This is a genomic window from Streptomyces sp. NPDC004266, from assembly GCF_042874095.1.
Taxonomy (GTDB): domain Bacteria; phylum Actinomycetota; class Actinomycetes; order Streptomycetales; family Streptomycetaceae; genus Streptomyces.
This window is the reverse complement of sequence record NZ_JBIAMM010000013.1, coordinates 126,388-149,956: the sequence shown is the minus strand read 5'-3', so window position 1 is coordinate 149,956 and position 23,569 is coordinate 126,388. Positions and strand designations below refer to the sequence as shown.

General features: G+C 74.4%; 25 protein-coding genes and 1 pseudogene. 10 read left to right on the top strand and 16 right to left on the bottom strand.

Annotated features, from left to right (window positions below):
- Positions 1 to 26: 26 nt before the first annotated feature.
- Positions 27 to 1,256, bottom strand: coding sequence for a chitosanase (locus tag ACFYUZ_RS28460; RefSeq protein ID WP_389313912.1), 1,230 nt, complete (start codon positions 1,254 to 1,256; stop codon positions 27 to 29).
- Between the two features lie 229 nt (positions 1,257 to 1,485).
- Between ACFYUZ_RS28460 and ACFYUZ_RS28455 the strand changes: the two genes are divergently transcribed.
- Together ACFYUZ_RS28455 and ACFYUZ_RS28450 are read left to right on the top strand one after the other, a co-directional pair.
- Positions 1,486 to 2,001: a GNAT family N-acetyltransferase gene (locus tag ACFYUZ_RS28455; RefSeq protein WP_389313909.1), complete on the top strand. Its 516-nt coding sequence runs from the start codon at positions 1,486 to 1,488 to the stop codon at positions 1,999 to 2,001.
- Positions 2,002 to 2,339: 338 nt separating this feature from the next.
- Complete coding sequence (locus tag ACFYUZ_RS28450) at positions 2,340 to 3,269, top strand: carbohydrate kinase (protein WP_389313907.1); 930 nt, start codon at positions 2,340 to 2,342, stop codon at positions 3,267 to 3,269.
- Here the strand turns inward: ACFYUZ_RS28450 and ACFYUZ_RS28445 are convergent.
- The 3 genes from ACFYUZ_RS28445 to ACFYUZ_RS28435 form a co-directional block, all read right to left on the bottom strand.
- Positions 3,247 to 4,527: an ATP-binding protein gene (locus ACFYUZ_RS28445; protein WP_389313905.1), complete on the bottom strand. Its 1,281-nt coding sequence runs from the start codon at positions 4,525 to 4,527 to the stop codon at positions 3,247 to 3,249. The genes ACFYUZ_RS28450 and ACFYUZ_RS28445 overlap by 23 nt on opposite strands.
- Before the next feature lie 184 nt (positions 4,528 to 4,711).
- Positions 4,712 to 5,068 (bottom strand): DUF805 domain-containing protein, encoded by a 357-nt coding sequence (locus tag ACFYUZ_RS28440; RefSeq protein ID WP_389313903.1) that lies wholly within the window; start codon positions 5,066 to 5,068, stop codon positions 4,712 to 4,714.
- 214 nt (positions 5,069 to 5,282) lie between these two features.
- Complete coding sequence (locus ACFYUZ_RS28435) at positions 5,283 to 5,720, bottom strand: SPW repeat protein (RefSeq protein WP_389313901.1); 438 nt, start codon at positions 5,718 to 5,720, stop codon at positions 5,283 to 5,285.
- Positions 5,721 to 6,023: 303 nt separating this feature from the next.
- Here ACFYUZ_RS28435 and ACFYUZ_RS28430 point away from each other — a divergent pair, with 303 nt between their 5' ends.
- The gene (locus ACFYUZ_RS28430) at positions 6,024 to 6,395 is read left to right on the top strand and encodes a cupin domain-containing protein (protein WP_389313899.1); all 372 of its coding nucleotides are present in this window, start codon (positions 6,024 to 6,026) and stop codon (positions 6,393 to 6,395) included.
- Positions 6,396 to 6,838: 443 nt separating this feature from the next.
- On the opposite strand, the gene ACFYUZ_RS28425 is transcribed toward ACFYUZ_RS28430, so the two are convergent.
- Complete coding sequence (locus ACFYUZ_RS28425; RefSeq protein ID WP_389313898.1) at positions 6,839 to 7,204, bottom strand: hypothetical protein; 366 nt, start codon at positions 7,202 to 7,204, stop codon at positions 6,839 to 6,841.
- Between the two features lie 190 nt (positions 7,205 to 7,394).
- Between ACFYUZ_RS28425 and ACFYUZ_RS28420 the strand changes: the two genes are divergently transcribed.
- Positions 7,395 to 8,837 (top strand): carboxylesterase/lipase family protein, encoded by a 1,443-nt coding sequence (locus ACFYUZ_RS28420; protein WP_389313896.1) that lies wholly within the window; start codon positions 7,395 to 7,397, stop codon positions 8,835 to 8,837.
- Positions 8,838 to 8,946: 109 nt separating this feature from the next.
- Here the strand turns inward: ACFYUZ_RS28420 and ACFYUZ_RS28415 are convergent, their stop codons facing one another.
- A complete protein-coding gene (locus tag ACFYUZ_RS28415) occupies positions 8,947 to 9,228 on the bottom strand; it encodes a hypothetical protein (protein WP_389313894.1) in 282 nt (93 codons plus the stop codon).
- Between the two features lie 206 nt (positions 9,229 to 9,434).
- Here ACFYUZ_RS28415 and ACFYUZ_RS28410 point away from each other — a divergent pair.
- Together ACFYUZ_RS28410 and ACFYUZ_RS28405 are read left to right on the top strand one after the other, a co-directional pair.
- Positions 9,435 to 9,596, top strand: a pseudogene (locus ACFYUZ_RS28410) (transcriptional regulator); the annotation flags it as partial.
- Positions 9,597 to 9,643: 47 nt separating this feature from the next.
- A complete protein-coding gene (locus ACFYUZ_RS28405; protein ID WP_389313892.1) occupies positions 9,644 to 10,336 on the top strand; it encodes an RraA family protein in 693 nt (230 codons plus the stop codon).
- 16 nt (positions 10,337 to 10,352) lie between these two features.
- Here ACFYUZ_RS28405 and ACFYUZ_RS28400 read toward each other — a convergent pair whose 3' ends face one another.
- From ACFYUZ_RS28400 to ACFYUZ_RS28390, 3 genes are all read right to left on the bottom strand, one after another.
- Entirely contained in the window at positions 10,353 to 10,790 is a 438-nt protein-coding gene (locus tag ACFYUZ_RS28400; protein WP_086827777.1) for an OsmC family protein, read from the bottom strand.
- A 65-nt stretch (positions 10,791 to 10,855) separates the two neighbouring features.
- Positions 10,856 to 11,644 (bottom strand): type 1 glutamine amidotransferase, encoded by a 789-nt coding sequence (locus ACFYUZ_RS28395; protein WP_389313890.1) that lies wholly within the window; start codon positions 11,642 to 11,644, stop codon positions 10,856 to 10,858.
- Between the two features lie 516 nt (positions 11,645 to 12,160).
- Positions 12,161 to 12,643, bottom strand: coding sequence for a class I SAM-dependent methyltransferase (locus tag ACFYUZ_RS28390; RefSeq protein WP_389314120.1), 483 nt, complete (start codon positions 12,641 to 12,643; stop codon positions 12,161 to 12,163).
- Positions 12,644 to 12,861: 218 nt separating this feature from the next.
- Here ACFYUZ_RS28390 and ACFYUZ_RS28385 point away from each other — a divergent pair, with 218 nt between their 5' ends.
- From ACFYUZ_RS28385 to ACFYUZ_RS28375, 3 genes are read left to right on the top strand one after another with little or no spacing between them, the layout of a single operon-like run.
- Positions 12,862 to 15,243, top strand: coding sequence for a molybdopterin cofactor-binding domain-containing protein (locus ACFYUZ_RS28385; protein ID WP_389313888.1), 2,382 nt, complete (start codon positions 12,862 to 12,864; stop codon positions 15,241 to 15,243).
- A gap of 14 nt (positions 15,244 to 15,257) precedes the next feature.
- Complete coding sequence (locus ACFYUZ_RS28380; RefSeq protein WP_093877632.1) at positions 15,258 to 15,737, top strand: (2Fe-2S)-binding protein; 480 nt, start codon at positions 15,258 to 15,260, stop codon at positions 15,735 to 15,737.
- 57 nt (positions 15,738 to 15,794) lie between these two features.
- Positions 15,795 to 16,226 (top strand): MarR family winged helix-turn-helix transcriptional regulator, encoded by a 432-nt coding sequence (locus ACFYUZ_RS28375; RefSeq protein ID WP_389314117.1) that lies wholly within the window; start codon positions 15,795 to 15,797, stop codon positions 16,224 to 16,226.
- Between the two features lie 22 nt (positions 16,227 to 16,248).
- Here the strand turns inward: ACFYUZ_RS28375 and ACFYUZ_RS28370 are convergent, their stop codons facing one another.
- Both ACFYUZ_RS28370 and ACFYUZ_RS28365 read right to left on the bottom strand, forming a co-directional pair.
- Entirely contained in the window at positions 16,249 to 16,410 is a 162-nt protein-coding gene (locus ACFYUZ_RS28370; RefSeq protein WP_389313886.1) for a hypothetical protein, read from the bottom strand.
- 162 nt (positions 16,411 to 16,572) lie between these two features.
- Entirely contained in the window at positions 16,573 to 16,953 is a 381-nt protein-coding gene (locus tag ACFYUZ_RS28365; protein ID WP_389313884.1) for a MerR family transcriptional regulator, read from the bottom strand.
- Positions 16,954 to 17,015: 62 nt separating this feature from the next.
- Between ACFYUZ_RS28365 and ACFYUZ_RS28360 the strand changes: the two genes are divergently transcribed.
- Entirely contained in the window at positions 17,016 to 18,242 is a 1,227-nt protein-coding gene (locus ACFYUZ_RS28360; protein WP_389313882.1) for an MFS transporter, read from the top strand.
- A 76-nt stretch (positions 18,243 to 18,318) separates the two neighbouring features.
- On the opposite strand, the gene ACFYUZ_RS28355 is transcribed toward ACFYUZ_RS28360, so the two are convergent.
- From ACFYUZ_RS28355 to ACFYUZ_RS28335, 5 genes are all read right to left on the bottom strand, one after another.
- Positions 18,319 to 19,146 (bottom strand): hypothetical protein, encoded by an 828-nt coding sequence (locus ACFYUZ_RS28355; protein ID WP_389313880.1) that lies wholly within the window; start codon positions 19,144 to 19,146, stop codon positions 18,319 to 18,321.
- Positions 19,146 to 20,417, bottom strand: coding sequence for a VWA domain-containing protein (locus ACFYUZ_RS28350; RefSeq protein ID WP_389313878.1), 1,272 nt, complete (start codon positions 20,415 to 20,417; stop codon positions 19,146 to 19,148). Before ACFYUZ_RS28350 ends, ACFYUZ_RS28355 begins: the two co-directional genes overlap by 1 nt.
- 62 nt (positions 20,418 to 20,479) lie before the next feature.
- Entirely contained in the window at positions 20,480 to 21,037 is a 558-nt protein-coding gene (locus ACFYUZ_RS28345; RefSeq protein WP_389313876.1) for a hypothetical protein, read from the bottom strand.
- A gap of 232 nt (positions 21,038 to 21,269) precedes the next feature.
- Positions 21,270 to 22,490 carry a metallophosphoesterase gene (locus ACFYUZ_RS28340; protein ID WP_389313874.1) on the bottom strand — a complete coding sequence of 407 codons (1,221 nt, stop codon included), beginning with the start codon at positions 22,488 to 22,490 and terminating at the stop codon, positions 21,270 to 21,272.
- A gap of 245 nt (positions 22,491 to 22,735) precedes the next feature.
- Positions 22,736 to 23,362, bottom strand: a complete 627-nt coding sequence (locus ACFYUZ_RS28335; RefSeq protein WP_389313873.1) for a hypothetical protein — start codon at positions 23,360 to 23,362, stop codon at positions 22,736 to 22,738.
- Between the last annotated feature and the right edge of the window lie 207 nt (positions 23,363 to 23,569).

Sequence of the window (23,569 nt, the reverse complement as noted above, 5' to 3'; positions counted from 1 at the left end):
GGTGGGCGGCCCCGTACCCCCGTGGGTCAGCCGGTGATCGAGAAGGCCTCGCCGTAGACGCTCCAGTGGAGCGGGACGTTCAGGTCGAGGTTGCCCTCGTTCAGGAAGCGGCGCTGGGCCGTGCTGACCCGGGTGGTGTCGCTGTGCGCCTCCTCCTTGCGCATCTCCTCCTCACGGGCGTCGAGGAAGGCCTTCAGATAGGCCTTCTCGTCCCCGCCCCTGGACGGCGGCAGGGCGCGGGAGAGGGCGACCGAGCGGATGCCGCGGAAGCCGTCCTCGCCGTGCATGACGGCGGCGTCGTAGTAGGCGAACTGCCCCAGCGCGCGCAGGCCGTCCTGTTTGGCCTGGGAGACCGCGGGACCGAAGTAGACGCGGTCGCGCTCCTCCTCCTGGGTCTGCTGGAACACGGTGTCCTGCGCCGCCTGGCGCCAGGCGTTCGTGAAGCCCGGGTCCAGGCCCTCGTGGGAGTCGGTGCCGTCCACCGCGCGCAGGGCGCCGAGGTAGCGGGCGAGCGGGTTGCCCGGCTTCTTCGCCGTGTAGCGCTCGACCAGTTCCAGCATGTCGCCCGTGCCCGAGCAGAAGCCGATGATGCCGGCGGTGTAGCCGCGCCCGTCGTCGATGTCCTCGATGTACGCGAACTGGGCCCGCCAGTCGAGGGAGGAGTTCTCGAAGGACGACACCAGCTTCATGGCGACCTCCTTCTTCCGCGGGTCGTCGAGGCCGGTGCCGGAGGACGGGGGCGGGGTCGTCGAGCCCGAGCCGTACGCCTCGACCTCGTAGAGCGAGTAGCCGTACGGCGTGCCGCGCTGCGTGCCGAACACGCGGAGGTAGCGGCCGCTTCCGTTGACGTTCAGGTCGTCGGTGCCGCCGTCGCCGGAGGTGGTGGCGTGGATCTGGCGCCAGGTCGAGCCGTCGTCCGACAGCTCGACGCGGTACGCCTTGGCGTAGGCCGCCTCCCACTTCAGCACGACCCGGTCGAGGGTCGTCGACGAGCCGAGGTCTATGCGGATCCACTGGTTGTCGACGCCTTCGGCGCTGGCCCACCGGGTGGAGGCGGAGCCGTCGACGGCCTTGGCGCCGCCGAACGAGCTCGACTCGGTGGAGGAGGTGGTGACGGGGCGGTTCGCGGCCAGGTTGACGGCCGCCGCGGTGGCCGGCGTGAGGCCGGACAGCACGGGGAGCAGGACGCCGGTGGCCGAGGCGACGACGAGGGCCGCCAGGCGGCGGCCGCGCGGCGCGTTGATCGTGGGGGGCATGTCACTCCAGGGGTGGGAATCGCGGGGACTCTGGAACGGTGGAGCGCCAGACTGATAGGAAAGCTTCCTATTGTTTGGTGGGGGTGAGGCTAGAGGGCGCGTTGCCGGGGCGCAAGAGCCCCGGACGGCAAGGGAGTTGAGTGCGCCGGCACGGAACCGGCCGGTGCGGGTGCGTCCCCGGGCGGCCGGACCGCCCCCGGTTCCGCCCCGGCCTGGGATGATCGGAGGTGTGACCGTCTCCCCGCACGCCGCCTCGACCCCGGCGCCTGCCGCCCGCCCGCTCGTCACCGAGCGCCTGACGCTGCGGCCCGTCCGGAGCGCCGACGTGCCGGCCGTGACCAGGCTGTGGACCGACCCGGAGGTACGGCGCCACCTCGGCGGCCCCGTGATCGACTCGGTCATCCGGATCCGGCAGCGGAGGATCGTCGGGGCGCCCGGCTTCCATGCGGTGGTCCGGGCCGGGGACGGTGTCCTGCTCGGGCTCGTCACCGTGGAGGACGGCGGCCGGGACGGCGAGACGGAGGTCTCGTACCAGTTCCTGCCCGAGCACTGGGGCCGGGGATACGCGCGCGAGGCGGTCGGCGCGGCCGTGGAGCGGGCGCTGGAGAGCGCGCCGAGCGTCGTCGCGGTCACCCAGGAGGCGAACCGCCGGTCCCGCCGGCTCCTGGAGGCCGTCGGCCTGGAGCACGCCGAGTCCTTCGTGGAGTGGGACGCCCACCAGGTGCTGTACCGACGGCGCCGATGACCTTCCCGTCCTCCGCCGGCCGCCGTCCCGCCGCGAGTGCGGCCACCGCGCGTTCGAGCCGCGCCGCCCGCACCGCGGCGGGGCCCGGCTCCCGCATCCGTCCCGCGGCGGCCGGCGCCGCGACCTGGCGCACATCGACCCGGGACCAGAGGCTGCGGGGCCGCGCGGGGTGACCTTCCGCAGGCGGCTCCGCTCGTCGCGCGCCTCGCGCCGGCCGGCGGTCCAGCCGTGGGCGAGGGGGCCGTCGAGGATCTCCTCCGCGCCGGGCGAGGCGGCGTCGACGCCGCGTACGATCTGCGGATCGTCCACCAGGACGCCTACGCCAAGGAGCTCCGACCATGTCCTTCCTGGTGATCGGCGAGTGCGTCGCCGACATCGTGCGCGGCGCCGACGGCACCGAACGGATCCACCCGGGCGGCAGCCCCGCCAACGTCGCCCACGGCCTCGGCCGCCTCGGCCGGGACGTCACCCTCCTCACGCAGCTCGCCGACGATCCCGCCGGGCGGCTGATCGCGGACCATCTGAAGGGCGCGGGCGTACGGATCGAGGTCGGCGGCGTCCCCGCCCGCACCCCGTCGGCGGTCGTCGCGCTCGACGCGCGCGGGCAGGCCACGTACGGCTTCGACATCACCTGGACCCTGGAGACGGGCGGGCTCCTCGTGGAGCGGCCCGCCCATGTCCACATCGGGTCGATCGCCGCCGTCACCGCTCCCGGCGCGGACGCGGTCCTCGCCGAGGCCGAACGGTTCCGGGGCGCCGCCACGGTCAGCTACGACCCCAACGTGCGGCCCGCGTTGATGGGGGACCACGCCGGGGCCCTCGCGCGCGTCGAGCGCTGCGTCGCGCTGAGCGACCTGGTGAAGGCGAGCGACGAGGACCTGGACTGGCTGTACCCCGGCGAGGACCCGCGCGAGGTCGCCGCCCGCTGGCTCGGCCTCGGGCCCGCCGTCGTCCTGGTCACCCGGGGCGCCGCCGGGTCGCTCGCCCTCACCCGGCGGGAGTCGGTCTTCGCCGAGGCGCCCGCGGTCGCCGTCGTCGACACGGTCGGCGCGGGCGACTCGTTCATGTCGGCCGTCCTCGACACCCTCGCCGGGGCGGAGCGGGAGGTCCTCGCGGGGCTGGGCGCCGAGCACCTCACGAGGCTGCTGCGGAGGGCGACCACCGCGGCGGCCGTCACCGTCTCCCGGGCCGGCGCCCGGCCGCCCGACCGGGCCGAACTGGACGCGGCCGGGGAGCGGTTCACCGTCAGGTGCGGGCGTGCGTCGTGATGTCCGAGGCGAACTGCTCGACCATCTCCGGCGTGACCGTCGGCCGGCACTCGGCGATGGCCTCCAGGTAGTCCGCGGTGCTCGCGCCGGGCGCCGGGTCGTCCCCGCCGACCGCGACCAGGTCCCGCTCGAAGGAGGCCTGGGCGGCGATCCGCGCCGCGTGCTCGATGTCGGCGGGGGTGAACAGCTCGCTCGCGAGCACCAGTTCGTCGATGTCGACGTCCGGCCGCCCGTCGGTGTAGCGGGACCAGATCGCCGCCCGCGCCGCCTTGTCCGGCGTGCCGATCGGGATGAGGTAGTCGAAGCGGCCGGGTCGCAGGAACGCCGGGTCGAGGGAGCGGATCGAGTTGGTCGCGCAGACCAGCAGCCGCTCGTCGCGCTCCCGGAAGCCCGGTATCAGCTTCAGGAGTTCGTTGGTCACGCCGTGCATGCCGCCGGGCTGGGCCGGCTCCGAGCGGACCGGGGCGATCTCCTCGACCTCGTCGATGAAGACCAGGACCCGCTCCAGCTCGGCGATCCGCGCGAACGCGGACCGCAGGGCGGCGGCGAGGTTCCCCTCGTCGGCGAGGCGGGACGGCAGGATCTCCACGAAGGGCCAGCCGAGCCGGGAGGCGACGCCCCGCGCGAACGTGGTCTTGCCGGTGCCGGGCGGGCCGAACAGACAGACCGCGCGCGGCGGCCGCACCCCGTGCCGGGTGGCCCGCTCCGGCTCGGCGAGCGGGAGCACCACCCGGCGCTCGATCAGGTCCTTCTCCCGCTCCATGCCGGCGACCTTCGCCCACAGGTCGCCCGGGAGCAGCCGGCCGCCCAGGTCGTCGAGGAGTCCGGCGGCGGGACCGTGCAGCGGCTCCACCTTCTCGAAGTACGCGACGGCGGGCTGGCGCGTGTACCCGGCGTTCAGCAGGCCCTCGCCGAGGAGCTCCTCCTCCGGCAGGACGTACGCGATGCGTCCGACGCGCGCCGCGACGAGCCGTCGCTCCAGCTCCACGAGGAGGGCGCTGGCGAGGCCGCGGCCGCGCCAGGCCGAGGAGATCGCGATCCGCATGACCCAGGCCCGCTCGCCGGAGACGCAGGCGAGCGCCGCCCCGATGGGGGCGCCCTGGTGCACGGCGACCACGGCCGGCTGACGGGAGGTGAGGGCGCCGATGCACTCGGCGAGCGAGAAGACGGACTCCTGCCCGAGCTCGGCGGTGGTGTCGATCAGATGGACGACGGCGGCGAGATCACTCTCGCGGTAGTCGTGGATGTGCCAGTTCACCGGTGGTACCGCCCCTCGTTCGTGCTGTTGCGGCGAGGCTAGGCGGGGCGGCGGGGCCGGGGCCTGCGCCACCGTGCACAAGGCGGCGCGGTCCATCACTCCGTACCGGCTCTATGCACGTGCTTCCGGAAAGCGCGAGACCCCCGGGAAGCGGAGCTTCCCGGGGGTCTCGGCGAAGGGACCGTCAGTAGGCCGGGGCCAGCTTCGGGTTCGGGCCGTGCGCGTTCTGGTGCTGCTCGCCCTCGCCGGCGAGGAAGACGATCAGGATGATGCCGCCGACCAGCGGAATCAGGCCGAAGAGGATCGACCAGCCGGAGCGGCCGGTGTCGTGCAGGCGGCGGACGGTCACGCCCAGGTACGGCAGGAGCATGGCCAGGACGTAGATGCCCGTCAGCGCCGGGTAGATGCCGAGCGCCGAGTCGATGAGCGCGAGGACGAAGATCGCGATCACGTTGAAGAGGTAGAACATCCAGAATTCCTTGCGGCGCGCCCGGCCGCTGAACACCGCGTACTTCTTGAAAACGTCGAGGTACCAGTTCACTTTGTCCCCCCAAGGACTGGGTGTGCGAGCGGGAGCCTGTCCCTGTGGAGCAAGCTTTACGCAGAACTTATGTGGCTGAAACCATGTGGGTCAATTCGTTACTTGGCAGTTGCCGTTCACGTACGGAACGCGGTGAACGGCGGCATCTCCGGGAGAGGAGATGCCGCCGTTCCGGGAGAGGATCGACGAGGGTCAGGGGTGGGGGATCAGGGCGTCACGTCCTTCTCTTGGACATGAGCAGGCCGCCGGCCACGAGGGCGAACAGGCAGACGCACGCGCCGGTGATCACGTTGCTGAGGACCGCGCCCGTGTCGGGGTTCCGCGAGACCACCCACGGGGAGACGATCAGCCACACGCCCATGAGCAGAACGACGAAGTTCAGGTCCTGCGAGCGCTCGGGGGCCATCGACATGCACAGGCCGAGCACCGCGAGGGAGATGCCGACGATCAGGTTGCTGATGGCGAGTTCCGGTCGGGCGGCGGAGAAGTGGACCGTCCACGCGGAGATCGCGGCGTACACGCCGGCGAGGATCACGAGCTCCTCGACGGCCGCGACACCTCTGGTCTGGAGCATGCGGGCGTAACGGTCCCGCATTTCCGACGCGTCGGGGTGTCCCGCGATGTCACCGTGACGGTGAGAGACGTCGGCCATGTGACTCGCCTCCTTTTGGCGTGGTGCATGTCCGGCCGCGCTGCGGCAATCGCGCCGCTGCTTCATTGTGCGCTTATCTGGACTTTATGTGTAGATCTGCCCGATAAGGGATGTGCACAGAAAAGGGATGATCGACATGAAGGAACCCACCAAGGGCATTTCTGTTCAACAAAAATTCAACGCACGGCCGAACCGTTCCCCGTGTCGGCGGGGGAGTCGCTCCCGCCCGGTGGACCGAGCCGCCCCGGCGTAGCCTGGAAACGGACTCGGGGACCGGATCTTTCCCACCGCCGGGAGTGCGCGATGGCCGGTATCGTACGGAAGAGCTTCGACTCAGCGGACGAGACGCGTCCCTTCGAGGACGGCAAGGGCAGGCTCGACCTGCTCAACGGTGACGGTGGTTCGGTGGGCCGGGCCGTCTTCGAGCCGGGCTGGCAGTGGACCAAGCACATCAAGCCCATCGCCGGCACCGACAGCTGTCAGGCCTCGCACGTCGGATACGTGGTCAGCGGCCGGATGAAGGTCGTCATGGACGACGGCGAGACGACGGAGTTCGGTGCGGGCGACTACATGGAGGTCATGCCCGGACACGACGCCTGGGTCCTCGGCGACGAGCCCTGCGTGGTCCTCGACTGGGCGGGCTTCACCGACTACGCCATGCCTCCGCCCTCCTGACGGCCTCCCCGCCCGGCCGCGCCCCGGAAGGCCTTCCGGGGCGCGGCCGGGCGGGACGGTGCCCACCGGGAGCGGCCGGACGGCGAGGTGCGGCGCCCTCCTCGCGCCCGGCGGCAGCGCCCTCGGCCCGTCGGCCCCTCCGCCCGCGGCCGTCGCCCTGCCCCGCAGGTCCACCTGCCCCCGCAGGTCCACCTGCCCCCGCAGGTCCACCTGCCCCCGCAGGTCCACCTGCGGGGCGCCTCGGAGACCTCCAACCGCCGGTGGTCCTCCGCCCCGACCCCGACGCCCGGCACCCGCAGCTGCGCTGCCTCGTCCGGGACCGTCCCGGATCGGCGCGCTTCACCGACACCGACGTGGTCGTCACCGACCGGGTCCTGACCGTCGCCCTCCCCGGCCTCGCCCCGAACCGCACCCGAGGCGGCCCCCGAAGCGCCCGCGGAGTCCTATTCGTAGGCGTCGGTGACGCAGTCGGCGGCGCAGCGCCAGTGCTCGAACCTCTGGCGGAGCACCGCCGCCGCGTGCCACCGCTCCACCTCCGTGCGGCCGTACCGCTCCTCGGCCGTCCGCACCACCGCCCCGACGGCGACGATCGCCGGCTCGCCCTCACCGGCGGACCGGCGGGCCTCCGCGATCACGTGGTCGGCCGCTCGCCGGAGGTCCCGGTCGTACTCCCGCCGGGCGACGGACCGCGCCCGGGAGGCGGCGAACGGCCGCACGGCCCGCCCCTTCCGGACCACGCCCGCGGCCATGACGCCGGCCCCGGACAGGAACAAGAGCGCCCACCCCACGGCTCCGGCGTCCCACTTCATCGCCCCGTCGCCTTTCCCCCGGGCCCGAGGGCCGCTGCCGAGCCTCCGAGTCTAGGGCGCCGCCCGCGCGTCGCGCCCGACGCGGCGCCCGGGTGTCCGCTGCGGGGAAGCAGGGAATTGACACGTGTAAGTGCACGGTGACACGCTCCTTCTCCGGCCCCATGTGCCCGCGCAGAAGGAGCAGCGCCCCATGAGCACCACCGTCACCACCGCCCGAGGACCCGTGCGCGGCGAGCGCCGTGCGGACGGCAGCCTGCGCTTCCTCGGCGTCCCGTACGCGCAGCCGCCCGTCGGCGATCTCCGCTTCGCGGCCCCCGTGCCGCCCGAGCCCTGGCCGGAGCCGCTGGACGCGACGGCGTACGGGCCGACGGCCCAGCGCCGGCCGTTCGCGGAGGTCACGACGATCCCGGAGCCGTCGATCCCGGGCGCCGGGGTGCTGAACCTGAACGTCTTCACGCCGGCCGCGGACCCGGAGGCCGGCCTGCCGGTGCTGGTCTGGATCCACGGCGGCGGGTACGTGGCGGGTTCGGCGGCGAGCCCCTGGTACGACGGGGCCGCGTTCAACCGGGACGGCGTCGTGCTCGTCTCGGTCGGCTACCGCCTCGGGATCGAGGGGTTCCTGCGCCTGGAGGGCGCGCCGGACAACCGGGGCGTACGGGACTGGATCGCGGCCCTGGAGTGGGTGCGGGACAACATCACGGCCTTCGGCGGCGACCCCGCGAAGGTCACGATCGCCGGTCAGTCGGCGGGCGGCGGCGCCGTGCAGACGCTGCTCGCGGTCCCGTCGGCGCAGGGCCTGTTCCGGGGCGCGCTCTCCGTCTCGGGCGCGGTCATGCGGCCCGACGGCCCCGAGGTCGCCCGCGCCGCGGCCCGGCTGTTCACGTCCCGCACCGGCGTCCCGGCGACCGTCGCCGCCCTGCGGGACCTGACCGACGACGAACTCCTCGACCTCCAGGACCGGATGTCCGCACCGGGACCGGACCGCGAGGGCCTGCCGCCGATGCTGGCCCTCGCCCCCTTCGCCGACGGCGAGCTGCTCCCCGTACCCGTCCTGGACGCCCTGACGACGGGCGGGGCCGGCGCGGACGTGCCGCTGATGCTCGGCTTCACCGAGGACGAGTTCACGATGATTCCGCCGCCCGGCCCCGGCGCCCCGCCGCTGCCCGTCCTCCTCGGCGGCCTCGGCCTGGAGCCCGCCCGGGCCGGCGCCTTCGCCGAGGCGTACGCGGCGGGCGGCGAGGAGCGGTACTTCGGCCGGGCGCTGACGGACACGCTCTTCCGCGCCCCGAACCTCGCCGTCGCGGACGCCCGTGCCGCCCGTGAACGCCCCACCTGGTTCTACGAGTTCCGCTGGCGCTCGCCGGCCGTCGGCCTCGCCTTCCACTGCCTGGACCTGCCCTTCGCCTTCGACCTCCTCGACGCCGAAGGCGTCGCGGCCGCCGCCGGGGGCGAGCCGCCGCGCGCGCTCGCCGACGCCCTGCACCGGGCGTGGGTCGCGTTCGTCACCGACCAGGACCCGGGCGCCGACTGGCCGCGCTACACCGCCGCGGAGCGCGCCACGAAGATCTGGGACGCGGAGCCCGGGATCGCCGTGGACCCCCTCCGGCGGGTCCGCGAACTCTGGCTCGACTGACCGGGGGCGGCCCTTCCGGGCCCGCGTCGACCGTCGAGGCCGCGGAGGTGCGGAGCGGCGCGCGCCGGGGGCCGAGAGGCCCCGGCGCGCACGGGGGAGGCGGGCCGGGTCACGCCCCGGACCTCTCCGGACCGGCCGGGGCGGGCGCCGCCGTGGTGGTGGGCGCGGCGGGGGTGCGCGCCGTCCCCAGGCGCCAGAGGAGGGCGAGGACGAGGAGGCCGGCGGCCACCGGCCCCAGCGCGGCCGGGGCGAGCCCGAACCACCGCTGTGCCGGCCCTCCGAGGCCGCCGCCGAGGGCGACGCCGATGTGGAGCGCGGAGGAGTCGAGGCCGAGCAGGACCGGCGCGGCGGTGGGGCCGGGCGCGATGAGCCGGTGCTGCTGGGGGACCACGACACCGACCGCCACGCCCCAGGCGACGGCCCGGATCAGGGCGCGGGCGCGGGTCGCCAGGGGGCAGGGCCAGGGCGAGCGCCGCGGGGGCGAGGGCGCGGGTGAGGACGGGTGCGGCGTCGAGGCGGTCGACCAGGCGGCCCGCCGCGAGGTTCCCGGCCGGTGTCCCGACGCCCCAGGCCGGCGGGACCAGGGTCAGGAGCGACTCGTCCCACTACCGTGTGCTGCGCGAGGCGGGCGTCACCTGGACCACCGTCAAGGGCCGGTCCCGGCTGGTGCGGCTCCGCCGCGACGACCTGGACGCGCTGTTCCCCGGTCTGCTGGACTCCGTGCTGAACGGAGCCCGCCGCACACCCCCGGCCGCGTAGGACGCGCCCGGCCCATCGCACCCGCCACGGACGGATCGGAACGCCAGATGAACGAGGACCTCGCCGACCTCTCCACCCCGCTGATCGCCGACGCCTGCGTACGCCTCGGGGAGCCGCTGCGGGCCGCGCCCGCCGGGATCCTGCCCGTCGTCGCCGGGCAGCGCGTCGCCGGCCGGGTGCTGCCCGCCCGTCACTACGGAAGCGTCGACGTCTTCCTGGAGGCCCTCACGCACGCCGCGCCCGGGGACGTCCTCGTCATCGACAACGCGGGCCGCCGCGACGAGGCCTGCATCGGCGACCTCGCCGTCCTGGAGGCGGAGGCGGCGGGCGTCGCCGGGGTGGTCGTCTGGGGCCTGCACCGGGACACCCCGGACCTGATCGAGATCGGACTGCCCGTCTTCTCGTACGGACGCCACGCGCCCGGCCCCGTCCGGCTCGACGACCAGGAGCCGGACGCGCTGACCACCGCGCGGTTCGGCGACCACGAGGTCACCGCCGCCGACGTGGTCCTCGGCGACGACGACGGCGTGCTCTTCGTGGCGGCCGACCGCCTGGACGCCGTCCTGGAGACCGCCCGGGCCCTCTTCCGCACCGAGCGCGAACAGGCCCGCCGGATCCGGGCGGGGGAGACCCTGCGCGCCCAGACCCGCTTCGACGAGTACCTCGCCGGCCGAGCCGAGGACCCCTCGTACACCTTCCGCCGCCACCTGCGCCGGATCGGCGGCGCGATCGAGGAGTGACCGCGCCGCCCGCTGCTCAGCCCTCGAAGCCGACCGTGCCGTCCGGGAGGATCGCCTCCACGCGCGCCCCGTGCTCGACGGTCCTGCTCACCGTGCAGAACTTCTCGTGCGTCAGGCGCACCCCGCGGGCGAACACCTCGGCCGCCTTCGGGTTGTTGTCCGGCAGGTCGAACTCGTAGCTCACCCGGATCCGGCCCAGCCTGCCGTCGTCCTCCGGCCCCGACACCGACTCCACCACGATCCGCAGGTCGTCGTGGTCCACCGCCCGGGCCGTCCGGTCGACGACGAGACCGCCGCAGCCCCCCATCGCCGCGAGCAGCAACTCGACGGGCGTGAAGGAGGGCTGGGCGTCCGCGTCGTCGGCGGCGGCCATCCGGACCTCCGCGCCCCGGTCGTTGCGGGCGGTCCAGTTCCGGTACCCGGTGCGGACGGTCTCGATCCGGTAGTCGGCCATGGCGGTGGGGCTCCTTCGTTCACGTGCGTGTTCCCGTACGGTACGCGCCGGGGGAGGCGGGAACCTCAGACGCCCCGCGCGTCCGCGCGGGCGCGGACGACCGCGCCCCACGCCTCCGACACCGCACCCCAGACCGCCCGGAGTTCCAGCTCCGCCTCCCGCACCGCCGCCACCGCCGTCCCCGGGTCGACGCCCGCCGAGCGCAGCCGCTCCCCGTCGGCCGCCGCCCACAGCGCGACCGTCTCCGCGCCCACCTCGGGATGGAACTGCACCGCCCAGGCCGCGTCGCCCACGCGGAACGCCTGGTACGGACAGTCGTCACCCGTCAGCAGCGGCACGGCGCCGGCCGGCAGGCGGTCCACCTCGTCCCCGTGCCACTGGACCGCCGGAGCGCCCTCCGGCACCCCGCCGAGCACCGGGTCGCCCCCGGCGGCCGGCAGCCTGCGCAGCGGTACGGCACCCACCTCGGGTCCCCGGGGCCGCCGCGACACCGAACCGCCCAGGGCGTGGGCGACGATCTGGCCGCCCAGGCAGATCCCCAGCAGCGGCACCTCCCCGGCCACGGCCTCGCGGACGAGCGCACGGACCCCGGGCAGCCAGGGCGCGGCCCCGTCGTCCTCGCAGCCGACGGACCCGCCGAGGACGATCAGCCCCGCGTGGCCGCCCAGGGTCTCCGGAAGGGCCTCGCCCCGCCAGGCGCGTATCGGGTCCAGGCGGATCCCGGCCCGTACGAGACGCTCGCCGACCAGGCCGGGGCCGGCGTCCTCCTCGTGCTGCACGACGAGCACGGCCGGGCCGCCGCGCTCCGCCGCTCCCGCTCCGGACCCACCGGCCCTTCCCGTCTCCGCCGTCACGGCCGCCCCGCCTCCCCGTCCTGCCCCGGAACGCCCGGGCGCGTCCGCTCCCCCGAGGATCGCCGAAGAAGCACCGGCGCGGGAGCCCCCGGGGACCCGCGCGTGAGCACGTCTGAGTAGCGCGGTACGGGCGTCTGAGTACGCCGACCGATACGGCGGGCCCGCGTCCGCTGATGGACTGGGGCCATGACCTTCGACGCCCGGCGCAGCCGCCGCCTCCAGCACGTCACCGCCACCGGCACGGCCCTCGCGGTGGCCCTCGGCCCGCTGGTCGTCGGCGCGCTGTTCGCCAAGTCGGTCGGCGGGGACCCGATGGTCTCCGTCAACGCCCTGATCGCGGGCGGCGGCCAGCGCGCCCGGATCTCCCGCGCCCAGCTCCGCTCGGGAGCCCGGCTCCGGCCCCGGGCCCGCCCGCGGAGCCGGGGGCTCCTTCCGGGATCCGGCCCGGCCGCGCGGAAGGAGCGGGGCGTGCGCCGCGGCCCGGGCCCGCGGCCCCGCTCCGTCGCGCGATCCGGCTCAGACGTGCGGCCTGCGCGCCAGGAGGAAGGCCTGCGGCGTCTTCTCCCCGGCGTCCGGCTCCCGCACAAGACGGGCCGACTCGACCAGGCCCGCCGTGCCCAGCAGGGCCGCCAGACGGTCGGGTGACCAGCGGTACACGTCGAGGGCGACCTCGTGCCCGTACGCCCGCTCCAGCCGCACCCGCTCGTCGCCCACCTCGAAGGCGACGAGCGCGTACCCGCCCGGCGCGAGGACCCGGTGGAACTCGGCGAAGGAGGAGGCGAGTTCGTCCTCGGGCATGTGCACCGTCGAGTACCAGGAGAGGACCCCGCCGAGCGACGCGTCGGGCAGGTCGAGTCCGGTCATGGACCCCACCTCGAAGCGCAGCCCCGGGTGGGTGTCCCGGGCGACCGCGATCATCCCGGGCGACGGGTCCACGCCGAAGACGTCGGCTCCGGCGTCCCGCAGGTGGGAGGTCACCCGGCCCGTCCCGCACCCCAGGTCGCCGATCGTGCGCGGCCTCGGTCACGGAGGGGACCCTACGACGGCGCCGCGACGCCGACCGCGGCCCGGTCTCCCCGCACGACGCCCCTCGCGAGACGTCTCCGCAAGACGTCCACTTCCGAACGGCTCCCGGAGGTCCCGCACATGAGCGATGATCGTCGCCTCTGAGGATACCCGGCAGTAGCTCGCCGGGTTCACGGCGAAAGGCACACCGAATGGCGAGGCGGCACCCCGCGCGGGACGACGACCACACGAGCGGCGCCGGGGACGCGCGCCCGGCCGGCCGGGACGAACCCGGCATCGGACGGCGCCGGTTCCTCGGGTACGTCCTGGCGGCCCCCACCCTGACCGTCGCCGCCCAGCTCGGCGCCGAGGCCCTCGCCCCGCGCCCGGCCGCCGCGGCGACACCGGCCCTCATCCCCTCGCTGCCGGGACCGGCCGAACTCCTCGACCTCAACGAGCTCCTCACGCTCGCGGCCCTGCCCACAAGCAACCTCATCACCATCCGCGTCGACACCGACGGCACCGCCCACTTCGCCCTGCCCCGCGCCGAGGTCGGCCAGGGCGTCACCACCTCCAGCGCCATGATCGTCGCGGAGGAACTCGACCTGCCCCTGGACAAGGTGAAGGTCACCCTGGCCGACGCCCGCCCCGAGCTGCTCTTCAACCAGCTCACCGGCGGCTCCAACACCACCTACTCCACCTACACCCCCATCCGGGTCGCCGCCGCCCTCGCCCGCGGCCGGCTCCTCCACGCCGCCTCCCTCGTCCTCGGCGAAGCCGTCGAGACCCTCACCACCAAGGCCGGAGCCGTCCTCTCCCCGGCCGGCACGCTCCTCGGCTACGGCGAACTGGCCGTCAGGGCCGCCGCCCTCACCGACGCGGCGGTGGAGGTCACGCTCAAGGACCCGGACCGCTTCCGCGTCATCGGCACCGGGCAGCGCCGGGTGGACGCCCTCGAAGCGGTCACCGGACGCAAGAAGTTCGCCATGGACCTCCAGGTCCCGGACGCGCTGCCCACCATGGTCTGCCGGCCGCCGACCATCAACGGCACGGTCCGCTCCGTGGCCAACCTCGCCGAGGTCCGCGCCATGCCCGGCATCACCGACGTCGTCACCGTCTCCACCGGCGTCGCCGTCCGCGGCCGCACCTTCGGCCAGTGCGTCGACGCCGTCCGCGCCCTCCGGGTCGACTGGGGGCCGGGCACCGCAGAGGGCGCCTCCGACGCCACGATCCTGGAGAAGCTCCGCCGGGCCGAACTCCCGCTGGTCGTCCCGCCGCTGCCGCTCCTCACCAAGGCGGTCGACGCCCGCTTCACCTTCCACTTCGCCAGCAACGCCGCGCTGGAGACCAACTGCGCGATCGCGGACGTGCGGAAGGACTCCGCCGAGATCTGGGCCTCGCTCAAGGCGCCGATCGTCGCCCAGGAGCAGATCGCCCTCAAGCTCGGCCTGCCGCCCACCGCCGTCCGCGTCCACGTCACCGAGGGCGGCGGCTCCTTCGGCCGCAAGCTGTTCTCCGACGCCGCCCACGAGGCCGCCGAGATCTCCAAGGCCCTCGGCAAGCCGGTGAAGCTGATGTGGCACCGCACCGACGACTTCCGCCAGGGCCGTACGCACCCGATGTCCACCTCCCGGGTCCGGGCCACGTACTCGCTCGGCGAGGTCCTCACGTACGAGCAGCGCCACACCTCCGTGGCCACCGACTTCGGGCACGGCGTCGGTGAGGTCCTCACGGCGGAGGCGGCCCGGCTGCCCGTCGCCGACGCCACCTTCTCCGAGACGATGTTCCAGCTCACCCAGATCAGCCCCTACCACCTCGGCGTCACCACCCAGCTCCTCGCCGAGACCGACAAGGGCTTCAACACCGGCTCCATGCGGAACATCTACTCGCCCAACGTCCGCTGCGCCCAGGAACTCGTCCTGGACGAACTGGCGAAGCGGACGGGCCAGGACGGGTACGCGATGCGGCGCCGGCTGCTGAAGGACGGGCGGGCCCGCGCGGTCCTCGACAAGGTCGCCGAGGTGGGGAAGTGGGGCCGGAGCATGCCGGCCGGCACGGGCCAGGGCATCGCCGTCCACACCGAGTACCACTCCGCCGTCGCGATCCTCGCCGAGATCGACTGCCGGCCCGAGACCGCCGGGCGGAAGATCCCGGGCGCGTACACCGGCCCCCGCGTGACCAAGGTCGTCTGCGCCGTCGACGTCGGCCTCGCGGTCAACCCGCGCGGCCTGGAGGCCCAGATGATGGGAGGCATCGCCGACGGCATCGCCATCACCCTGACGTCCGGACTCCACCTGCGCGACGGGCACTTCCTCGAAGGCAGCTGGGACCAGTACTTCTACACCCGGCAGTGGAACACCCCGCCCGAGCTGGAGATCGTCGTGATGCCGCCGAGCGGCGACAAGCCCGGCGGCGCGGGGGAGCTGGCGGTCGCCGGCGCCATGGCCGCCGTCGCCTGCGCCTACGGCCGGGCCACCGGCACGATGCCGACGGTCTTCCCCGTCAACCACGCCGAGCCGCTCGCCTTCACGCCCCTGCCGACCGTCCCGCCCGTCCCGGCCTCGCCCACCGACGGCCGCGACCGCACCATCTGAGACCTGGAGCCCCCGTGCCGCAGCACACCTTCATCCTGAACGGCAAGGCCGTCACCGCCGACGTCGAGGGCGACGTCCGGCTCCTCTGGGTCCTCCGGGACGTCCTCGGCGTCACCGGCCCCAAGTACGGCTGCGGGGTCGGCGTCTGCCGGGCCTGCACGAGCCACCTCAACGGCAAGGCGTTCACCCCCTGCGCCGTGCGCGTCGACGACGTGGCCCCCACCGACGAGATCACCACCATCGAGGGCCTCCCGGACACCGTCGGCGCCGAACTCCACCCCATGCAGGAGGCCTGGCTCGACCTCGACGTCGCCCAGTGCGGCTTCTGCCAGCCGGGCCAGATCATGGCCGCGGTGGCCACCGTCCGCCGGGCGCGCGAGGCGGGCCGCGAGGTCACCGAGGCCGACCTCGACACCATCCGCAACATCTGCCGGTGCGGCACCTACCACCGCATCCGGCAGGCCGTCCTGGAGGGCGCCCGCCGGATGGAGTGAGATCGGTTCGTACCGCGAAGGTATTCTTGCCGCATGGCGAGAGACGACGGCGGGAAGATGAGCGTGGTCACCGCGCTGGTGCGCGGCGCGTTCCTCGTGAACGCGGTCTACGCGGAGGCGGGCAGGGAGTACGGGCTGACGCCGCAGCAGGGCCAGCTGCTCTGCGTCCTGATGCCGGGCCCGTCCGGGATGGGCGAGCTCGGCGCCAAGCTGGGGCTCGCCAAGTCCAGCCTGACCGGGCTCGTCGACCGCACCTCCCGCCTCGGCCTCGTCCGCCGCGAGCCCGACCCCGAGGACCGGCGGGCCGTGCGGGTCACGCTCACCGAGGACGGCGCACGCGTCGCCGAGGACTTCTACACGGAGACCTGCCGGCGCGTCGAGGAGCTGCCCGCCGGGCTGGAGGCCCCCGAGCGCGAGCGGCTGGCCCGACTGCTCGGCCGGGTCGTCCAGGACAACGAGGTCCCGGTCGTCTTCGTCGACCCGGCCTGATCCGAAAGGCGGGCCCCGGCGCTCAGGGCGTCGACTGGGGCGGGGCGAGGGCGGACTCCGGCTCCTTCCGCGTCAGGTGCGCGGCCTTCTCCGGGGCGGCCGCCTCCACCGCCCGGACCACGTCGCCGTGGGCGTCCTCGCCGCCTCCGTGCAGCCCGTCCTCTCCGCCGTGAACCGGGCGCACGCGACGTGACGAAGCCCCCGCACCCGTACCCGGCGGAGCCGCCCGTCCTCCACGCCGAAGCCGTCCCCTCGTCCGCGAGGGAAACCCCTTCCCGGGCGACGTCACGCTCACGGGCCGTGCCGGGAGTCGGGATGCTGCGGGCCTGGGCCGGGAGGGCGCGGGTTACGCCGACGAGTCCGACGTCAGCTTCTCCCGCACCACGGAGAGGTACTCCGCCACCGCGTCCCGGTTCCTGGTCAGGCAGCGGATGCGGTCGTCCATCCGGTCCCGTTCGTTCTCCAGGGTCGCCAGCATCTCCGGCGTCGCGTCGGGGAAGTGGATGACCCTCGGCTTGTCCAGGCACGGGAGGATCTGCTTGATGATCCGGGTCGGCAGACCGGCGTCGAGCAGGCCCCGGATCTGCATCACCCGGTCCACGTTCGACTCGTCGTAGACCCGGTAGCCGTTCGGCAGCCGGTCCGCGACGATGAGACCCTGCTCCTCGTAGTACCGCAGCAGTCTGCGCGGTGTTCCGGTGCGCTCGGACAGCTCGCCGATCCGCATGGGAAGCCCCTCCAGGGAATCGCTTGACCTTCACATCAATGTGAGGGTCCGAGCATACGGACATGACCCACGACACGACAGTGGCGGCCGGTCCCGCCGCCTCCGCCCCCGCGCATCCCGAACCCCGCCCCGCCTCCGGCCGGTTGCCCCTCCCGGCGCTGCTCGCCCTCGCCACCGCCGTCTTCGTCACCAGCCTCACCGAGACCCTCCCGGCCGGGGTCCTGCCCGGCATGAGCGCCGACCTCGGCGTCGGCGAGGCGGCCATGGGCCAGTCGGTCACCGGCTACGCCCTCGGCACGGCCCTCACCGCCGTCCCCCTGGCCGCCCGCACCGCCGGCTGGCGCCGCAAGCGCCTGCTGCTCACCTCGATGGCCGGCTTCGCCGCCGCCAACACGGTCACGGCGGTCTCCTCCTCGTACGCCCTCACCATGGGCGCCCGGTTCCTCGCCGGGGTCGCCGCGGGCGTCGCCTGGGCCCTGCTCGCCGGCTATGCCCGCCGCCTCGCCCCGGCGCACCTCCAGGGCCGCGCGGTCGCCGTCGCGATGACCGGCATCCCGCTCGCGCTCTCCCTCGGCGTCCCGGCCGGCACCTTCCTCGGCGAGGCCGTCGGCTGGCGGGCCGCCTTCACCGCCATGACCGTGATCGCCGTCGTGCTCCTCGGCTGGATCGCCCTCGCCGTGCCCGACCTGCCGGGCGAACCGCGCGGCGGGCGCGCCCCGGTCGCCCGCACCCTGAGGGTCCCCGGCGTGCTCCCCGTCCTCGCCGTCACCTTCACCCTCGTCCTGGCCCACACCGTCCTCTACACCTACGTCGCGGCCTATCTCGACCACCTCGGCCTCGCCGGATCCACCGGCCTCGTCCTGCTGGTCTTCGGCGCCGCCTCGCTCGCCGGGATCTGGTTCACGGGCCGTCACATCGACCGCAGGCTCCGGGCCCTGACGCTTGCCGGAACGATCCTCTTCGCCGTCGCCGCGGCCGCCTTCGCCGTCCCCGCGGCGAGCACCGCCCTGGTCCTGGTGGCCGCCGCGCTCTGGGGCTTCGGCTGGGGCGGGGCTCCCACGCTCCTGCAGACGGCCGTCGCGGAGGCGGGCGGTGACGACGCCGACACCGCGCAGACCATGCTGGTCAGCCTCTGGAACGCGGCCATGGCGGCGGGCGGCGTCGCGGGCGGCCTCCTCCTCGACGGGCTCGGCCCCGGCGCCCTGCCGTGGAGCGTCCTCGTGCTGCTCGTCCCGGTGGTCGCCGTGGTGGCGGGCGCCCGCGCCCACGGCTTCCCGGCCCGCGGATGACCGGCCACTGTCCCGCCGCGCGCACGGAGGCCCCCCACCGGTCGCGGTGAGGGGCCTCCGTGCGTCTGGGGCCGGGTCAGACGGCCGGCGGCACCCGGGACGGGCGACCCGTGCCGCGCGTCAGGACGTAGCCGCCGATGCCCGCGAGGGCGGCCAGGACGCCGCCCGCGAGGGTCCAGATCCAGCGGTCGGACCACCAGCCGGAGGACCAGCCGTCCTCCGGGGCCGCCGCCTCGACGGCCGTCTTCCGGCCGGCGTCCTCGTCCGCCTTCGCCTGGTCGGCGGTGGTCGCCCCCGGGACCAGCGGCGCGGCGAGCGAGCCGTCGGTCGCGTAGGCGCCGCCCTTGTCGAGGACGTCGGCGCCGAGGCGCGCGGTGAACGGCTGGCCGAGGTCCTCCTCCGGGCCGCCGGCGACGGTCAGCCGGACGTAGTAGCTGCCGGGCAGCGGGTCGTTCGCCCAGGCGTCGGCCGAGGCCCGGACCGGGCGCAGCACACAGGCCAGCTCCACGGTCGTGGCCTCCTTCGCCGCCGTACGGGACTGCATCCCGTACATGCACGGCTGACGCCGCCGCAGCCCGTCGTACACGTCGACCCGCCAGGTGGCGGGCCCGTGCCGCAGCCCCGCGTCGGGCAGCGTGACCGTGGCCCGCACGGTCGGCCGCTCCCCGGTGTCCGCGGGGAACACCCAGTACAGGTAGTCACCCGTGGCGGCCTGCGCCGTGGCCTGCTGCCCCGGGAGGAACCGGGCGGCGGTGCGGAAGGTGGTGCCGGCCTCCGTGGGGCCGGCCTCCTCGGAGGAGGACGCCGAGGGGCTCGGCGAGTCGGCCAGGGCGGCCGGGGCCGCGAGGCCGAGCAGGGCGGCGCCCGCGAGCGCGGCCGTGGCGAGCATGCGTACGGTACGCATCAGTTGGTCCTCCAGACAGCGACGCGCCAGCGGGACAGCCAGCCCCAGAGCAGACCGGCCAGGAAGCCGGCGAGGACCAGCACGCCGAGCAGCCACCAGCCGCGGCCGAGACCGAACGAGGCGACGTCCGACGCGGACGACGGGCCGTCGACGACGTCCACCGTCAGTTCGACCGGCATGCCCGGCGTCGTCTTGACCGACGGGGGAGCGGAGAAGGAGTTGCTGACCTGGAGGCAGACCGTCTCGGCCGCCGGCTTGGCGTCACCGGGCTCGTCGTCGGCCTCCGGCTTCGGGTAGCGCAGCCCCGTCGAGATCACGTCCGTGCGCCCGTCGCCCGCCTCGGAGCCGCGGACGATCTCCCGGCCGTGGAGCGTGACGGCGCGCAGCAGCACCCCGTAGTCGTTGTTGACGGCCCGGTCGGCCGACACGCTGACGGAGGCGCGCAGTTCCTGGCCGGGCAGCAGGTCCACCCGGTACCAGCGGTGCTCGCCGAAGGACTCGCGGTCCGTGTAGAGGCCGGGCTTCAGCTGCGGTGCCTTCTCGCACCGCGCCGCGCCCTGGGTGGCCACCGGGGTGACGACCGGGTCGGCCGCGCGGTCGACCAGCTGCTTGACGCGGCGGGAGAGTTCCTCGGTGCGGTGGACCGAGGTGTACGTGCCGCCGGTCGCCTCCGCGATGCAGGTGAGCTGCTGCCGGGTCTTGGCGTCCGGCACCAGGCCCAGGGTGTCGATGACGAGGTGGATGCCCTTCGCCGCGATCTCCCGCGCCACCTGGCACGGGTCGAGCGGGGCACACGTGTCCTCGCCGTCCGTGATGAGCACGATCCGCTTGGTCGCCCCGTCCTCGCCGAGGTCGTCGGCCGCGCCGAGCAGCGCCGGACCGATCGGGGTCCAGCCGGTCGGGGCCAGGGTGGCCACCGCGGTCTTGGCCTCGGTGCGGTCGAGCGGGCCCACCGGGTAGAGCTGTCGGGTGTCCTTGCAGCCCCGCTTGCGGTCCTGCCCCGGATAGTCGGCGCCGAGCGTGCGGATGCCGAGCCGCACCTCCTCGGGCACCGCGTCGAGGACCTCGTTGAAGGCCTGCTTCGCCGCGGCCATGCGGGACTTGCCGTCGATGTCCTTGGCCCGCATGGAGCCACTGACGTCGAGGACCAGCTCGACCTTGGGGGATTCCTTCGCCGCCGGCTCGTCGGCGGCCGCGCTCGTCGGCAGGAGCACGGCGCTCAGGGCGGCGAGCAGCGCGGCGCCGGTCGCCAGCCGTTTTCTCGTGATCATCGCCGGATCGTATTGATGATCGTCCGACAAACCAAAACCGGGGTGGGGCTCGTGACCCCGGCTCACGCCCCCTGGCTGTTGAGGAAGCCGATGAGGCAGGCGCCCCACCAGCCGGTCTGGCTGACGGTCGCGGCGAGGGCGGAGCGGACGAGCAGCCGGCGCGGGACGGTGCCGGTGCGGTGGCCCTCCAGGAGCTGGCCGAGCCGGTGCGCCCACAGTCCGTTGAGGGTGACGGCCAGGACGAGGCCCAGTTTGACCAGGGTCAGCGGGGAGTGGAGGTCGGGGCGGAGGAAGAGGCCGGAGACGACGAGCCCGCCGAGCCCGGCCCAGATGGGCGTCTGGAGGGCGACGGCGGTGTCGAGGACGGCGGTCAGCGGCCGCTTCCCGGCCAGCCAGAGCGCGGCGAGCCAGTCGACGGCGAGCACCGAACCGAGCCCGACGACGAGGAAGGCGACGTGGAAGAAGCGGGCCACCGTCAGCAGGGAGGCGTCCGCGTGGACGTGTCCGGCGGTCCAGCAGGCCGCCGCGATGGCGGCGGTGGCGACGAGCCCGAGGACGGTGAGGAGCCAGGAAGGGGTGAGCTCCTGCGCGGGTCTGAGCTCCTGCGCGGTTCTGGACATGCGTTGATCTTCCGGACGTAAGGACGGCATAACTAAGGTAAGGCGAAGCTAAGTGCCTCCTGTGTGCACGTCAAGCCGGTGTGGCGTACGTCCCAGCCCTCGGAAGGGCCCTCGGAAGGGCCCTCGGCGGCGCTCCGGCGGGGCGGAGCCCGGTGCGCACCCGGCGTCCCGGACCGGGCGCTGGTTGCCTTCGACCCCTGACCGGTGCCTCCAGGCCATCGCGGGACGGCCTTCAGGGCGAGGTGGACCGCTGCGGGGAGCGGAGCACGAGCAGCGTGATCTCGCTGGGGGCGAAGACGCGGAAGGGCGGGCCCCAGAAGCCGGTGCCGCGGCTGGTGTAGAGGAGGGTGCGAGCGCCGTGGTGGCTGAGACCGGCGACGGCGGGCTGGTCGAGGCGGACCAGGTGGTGGAAGGGCCAGATCTGCCCTCCGTGGGTGTGGCCGGAGAGCTGGAGGTCGATGCCGTGGGCCGCCGCCCGGTCGACGAACCTGGGCTGGTGCGCGAGCAGGAGGACGGGCAGGTCGGGATCGGCGCCCTGGAGGGCTCCGGCGAGGTGGGCGCGGTGCCCCGCCAGTCCGGAGGACTCGGCCGTGACGTCGTCCACGCCCGCCACCACGAGGGTGGAACCCCCGCGTTCGAGCAGCAGATGGCGGTTGCGCAGCGGCTCCCAGCCCAGCTCGTCCATCAGGTCGACCCAGCCCTGGGCCTCGCTGTAGTACTCGTGGTTGCCGGTGACGTAGACCCGGGCCCGCGTCGCCCGCACGGTTCCCAGCGGGGCGGCCTGGGCGCGGCGGCGTTCGGCCGTGCCGTCCGCGATGTCGCCGGTGTGGCACACCAGATCGGCTTCCAGGCCGTTGACCGTCTCGCAGACCCGGGCCGACCAGCGGGCGCGGTCGAGCGGACCGTAGTGGGTGTCGGTGATCAGGACGACGCGGGTGCCGTCCAGTCCGGCTCCCAGACGCGCGAGCGGCACCTCGAGCCGGCGCACGCGCGGCACGCGCCGGGCCTCGAAGTACCCCCACCCGAGCAGCACGGCGGTCAGGCCGAGGACCGCCCAGGTGACGATGCGCGCCCGGTCCTGTCCGTCACCGACACCGGCCACGGTCAGCACGAGCCGCAACAGGACGCCGAGCAGCACCGACCAGGTGAACAGCACCCAGCTGCCGCCCAGCAGCGTGTCGCCGACGATCGCCGCCCGGTCCCGCTGACGCCGCCCGTGACCGCGCACCATCGCGAGCGGCATCCCGGTCAGGCCGAGGGCGAACAGGGCGGTGCCGCTCAGCGTGACGGGCAGCGGCCAGTGCTGTCCCGCGTACAGGAGGACCCAGCAGGGCACGGCCCACAGCAGGAGGGGCGCGATCAAGGGGAGGTAGCGCATCAGGCGCTGCAATCCGCTCCGTGACGCCCCAGGCTCCTCCCCGGCGGCGGATCGGGTGTTGCTGGTGTCAGCCATGCGTCCTCCAGGGGTTCTGTCCGGCGGACGGATCGTACGAGCAGCGGACCCGGGTGCCGTCAGCGGCCCGATCGTCGCGCCGGCCCTCCCCGTCCGGCCTCGACACGTGCCGCCACGCACGACCGCCCACACGCACATGCGCGTTCCCCTCGCGCAGGGCCGGTGCGCCGGCCGATGCCTGGCGGCCCGTGATCGACGGGGTGGAAGGCAATCACCGAGCAGCAGGAGGAGGCCGGCCGCGGGGATCAGCCGCCGGACGTCTCCGCGGCGGCCCGACGGCGCCCTCCCGCGGAGGCGACCAGCGCGTCCGCGACGACCGCCGCGTCCGCCTCCGCGACATCCGCCGGATACTCCGGCAACAGGTCGTCCCACACCGGCAGCCACGAACCGTACAGCTGGGCCTGCCCCGCGGGTCGGGCGAAGAACCAGATGTGCAGGTGCGCCCCGCCGTCCCCGATCCGGTAGACGTGAGCGCGCGAGACGTGCTCCAGAGCCTGCACGTGACGGACGATGTGCGTGGTCAGTACGCCCAGCTCGGCCGCCAGCTCGTCGGGCAGGTCGGCCATGTCATGGTGGTCGAGCGGATGCAGCATGAGCACCAGCGGCACCCCGACGCCCGTGATCCGCGTCAGCCGCCAGTTGTCGTTGAACCAGATCCCCTCAGCGCGCCGGCGGCAGGCATCGCAATCGGACGGATCCTCGCCGTGCCGCGCCGGCTCGGGCAGGACGGGAGGCCGCAAGGGCGAGACGCGCAGTCCGTCCTCCTCGAACGGGCTGATGTCCCAGCCGGTCATCCGCGCCAGCGGAAGCCGGCGCTCGGCGTCCGAGGACGCGAGCGCGTGGTCGTAGAACTCGTCAGGTCGCAAAGCCATGGTGCGAAGACTAGTTCGAGCGGTGTCCGCGACGGAGCCGTTGCTGTCGACGGGGGCGGTGGGGGGTACGCCTCGCGGATCGAGAGGGCGTAGTGGGGGCGCAGGAGCGGTGCGGTGTCGGTGTCCGTGATCAGCGCGGTGAGCTCGGGTGCCCATCCGCCGGACTCCCGCGCGACCGTCGACCCGCCTCCGACCACCTTCGCCGCG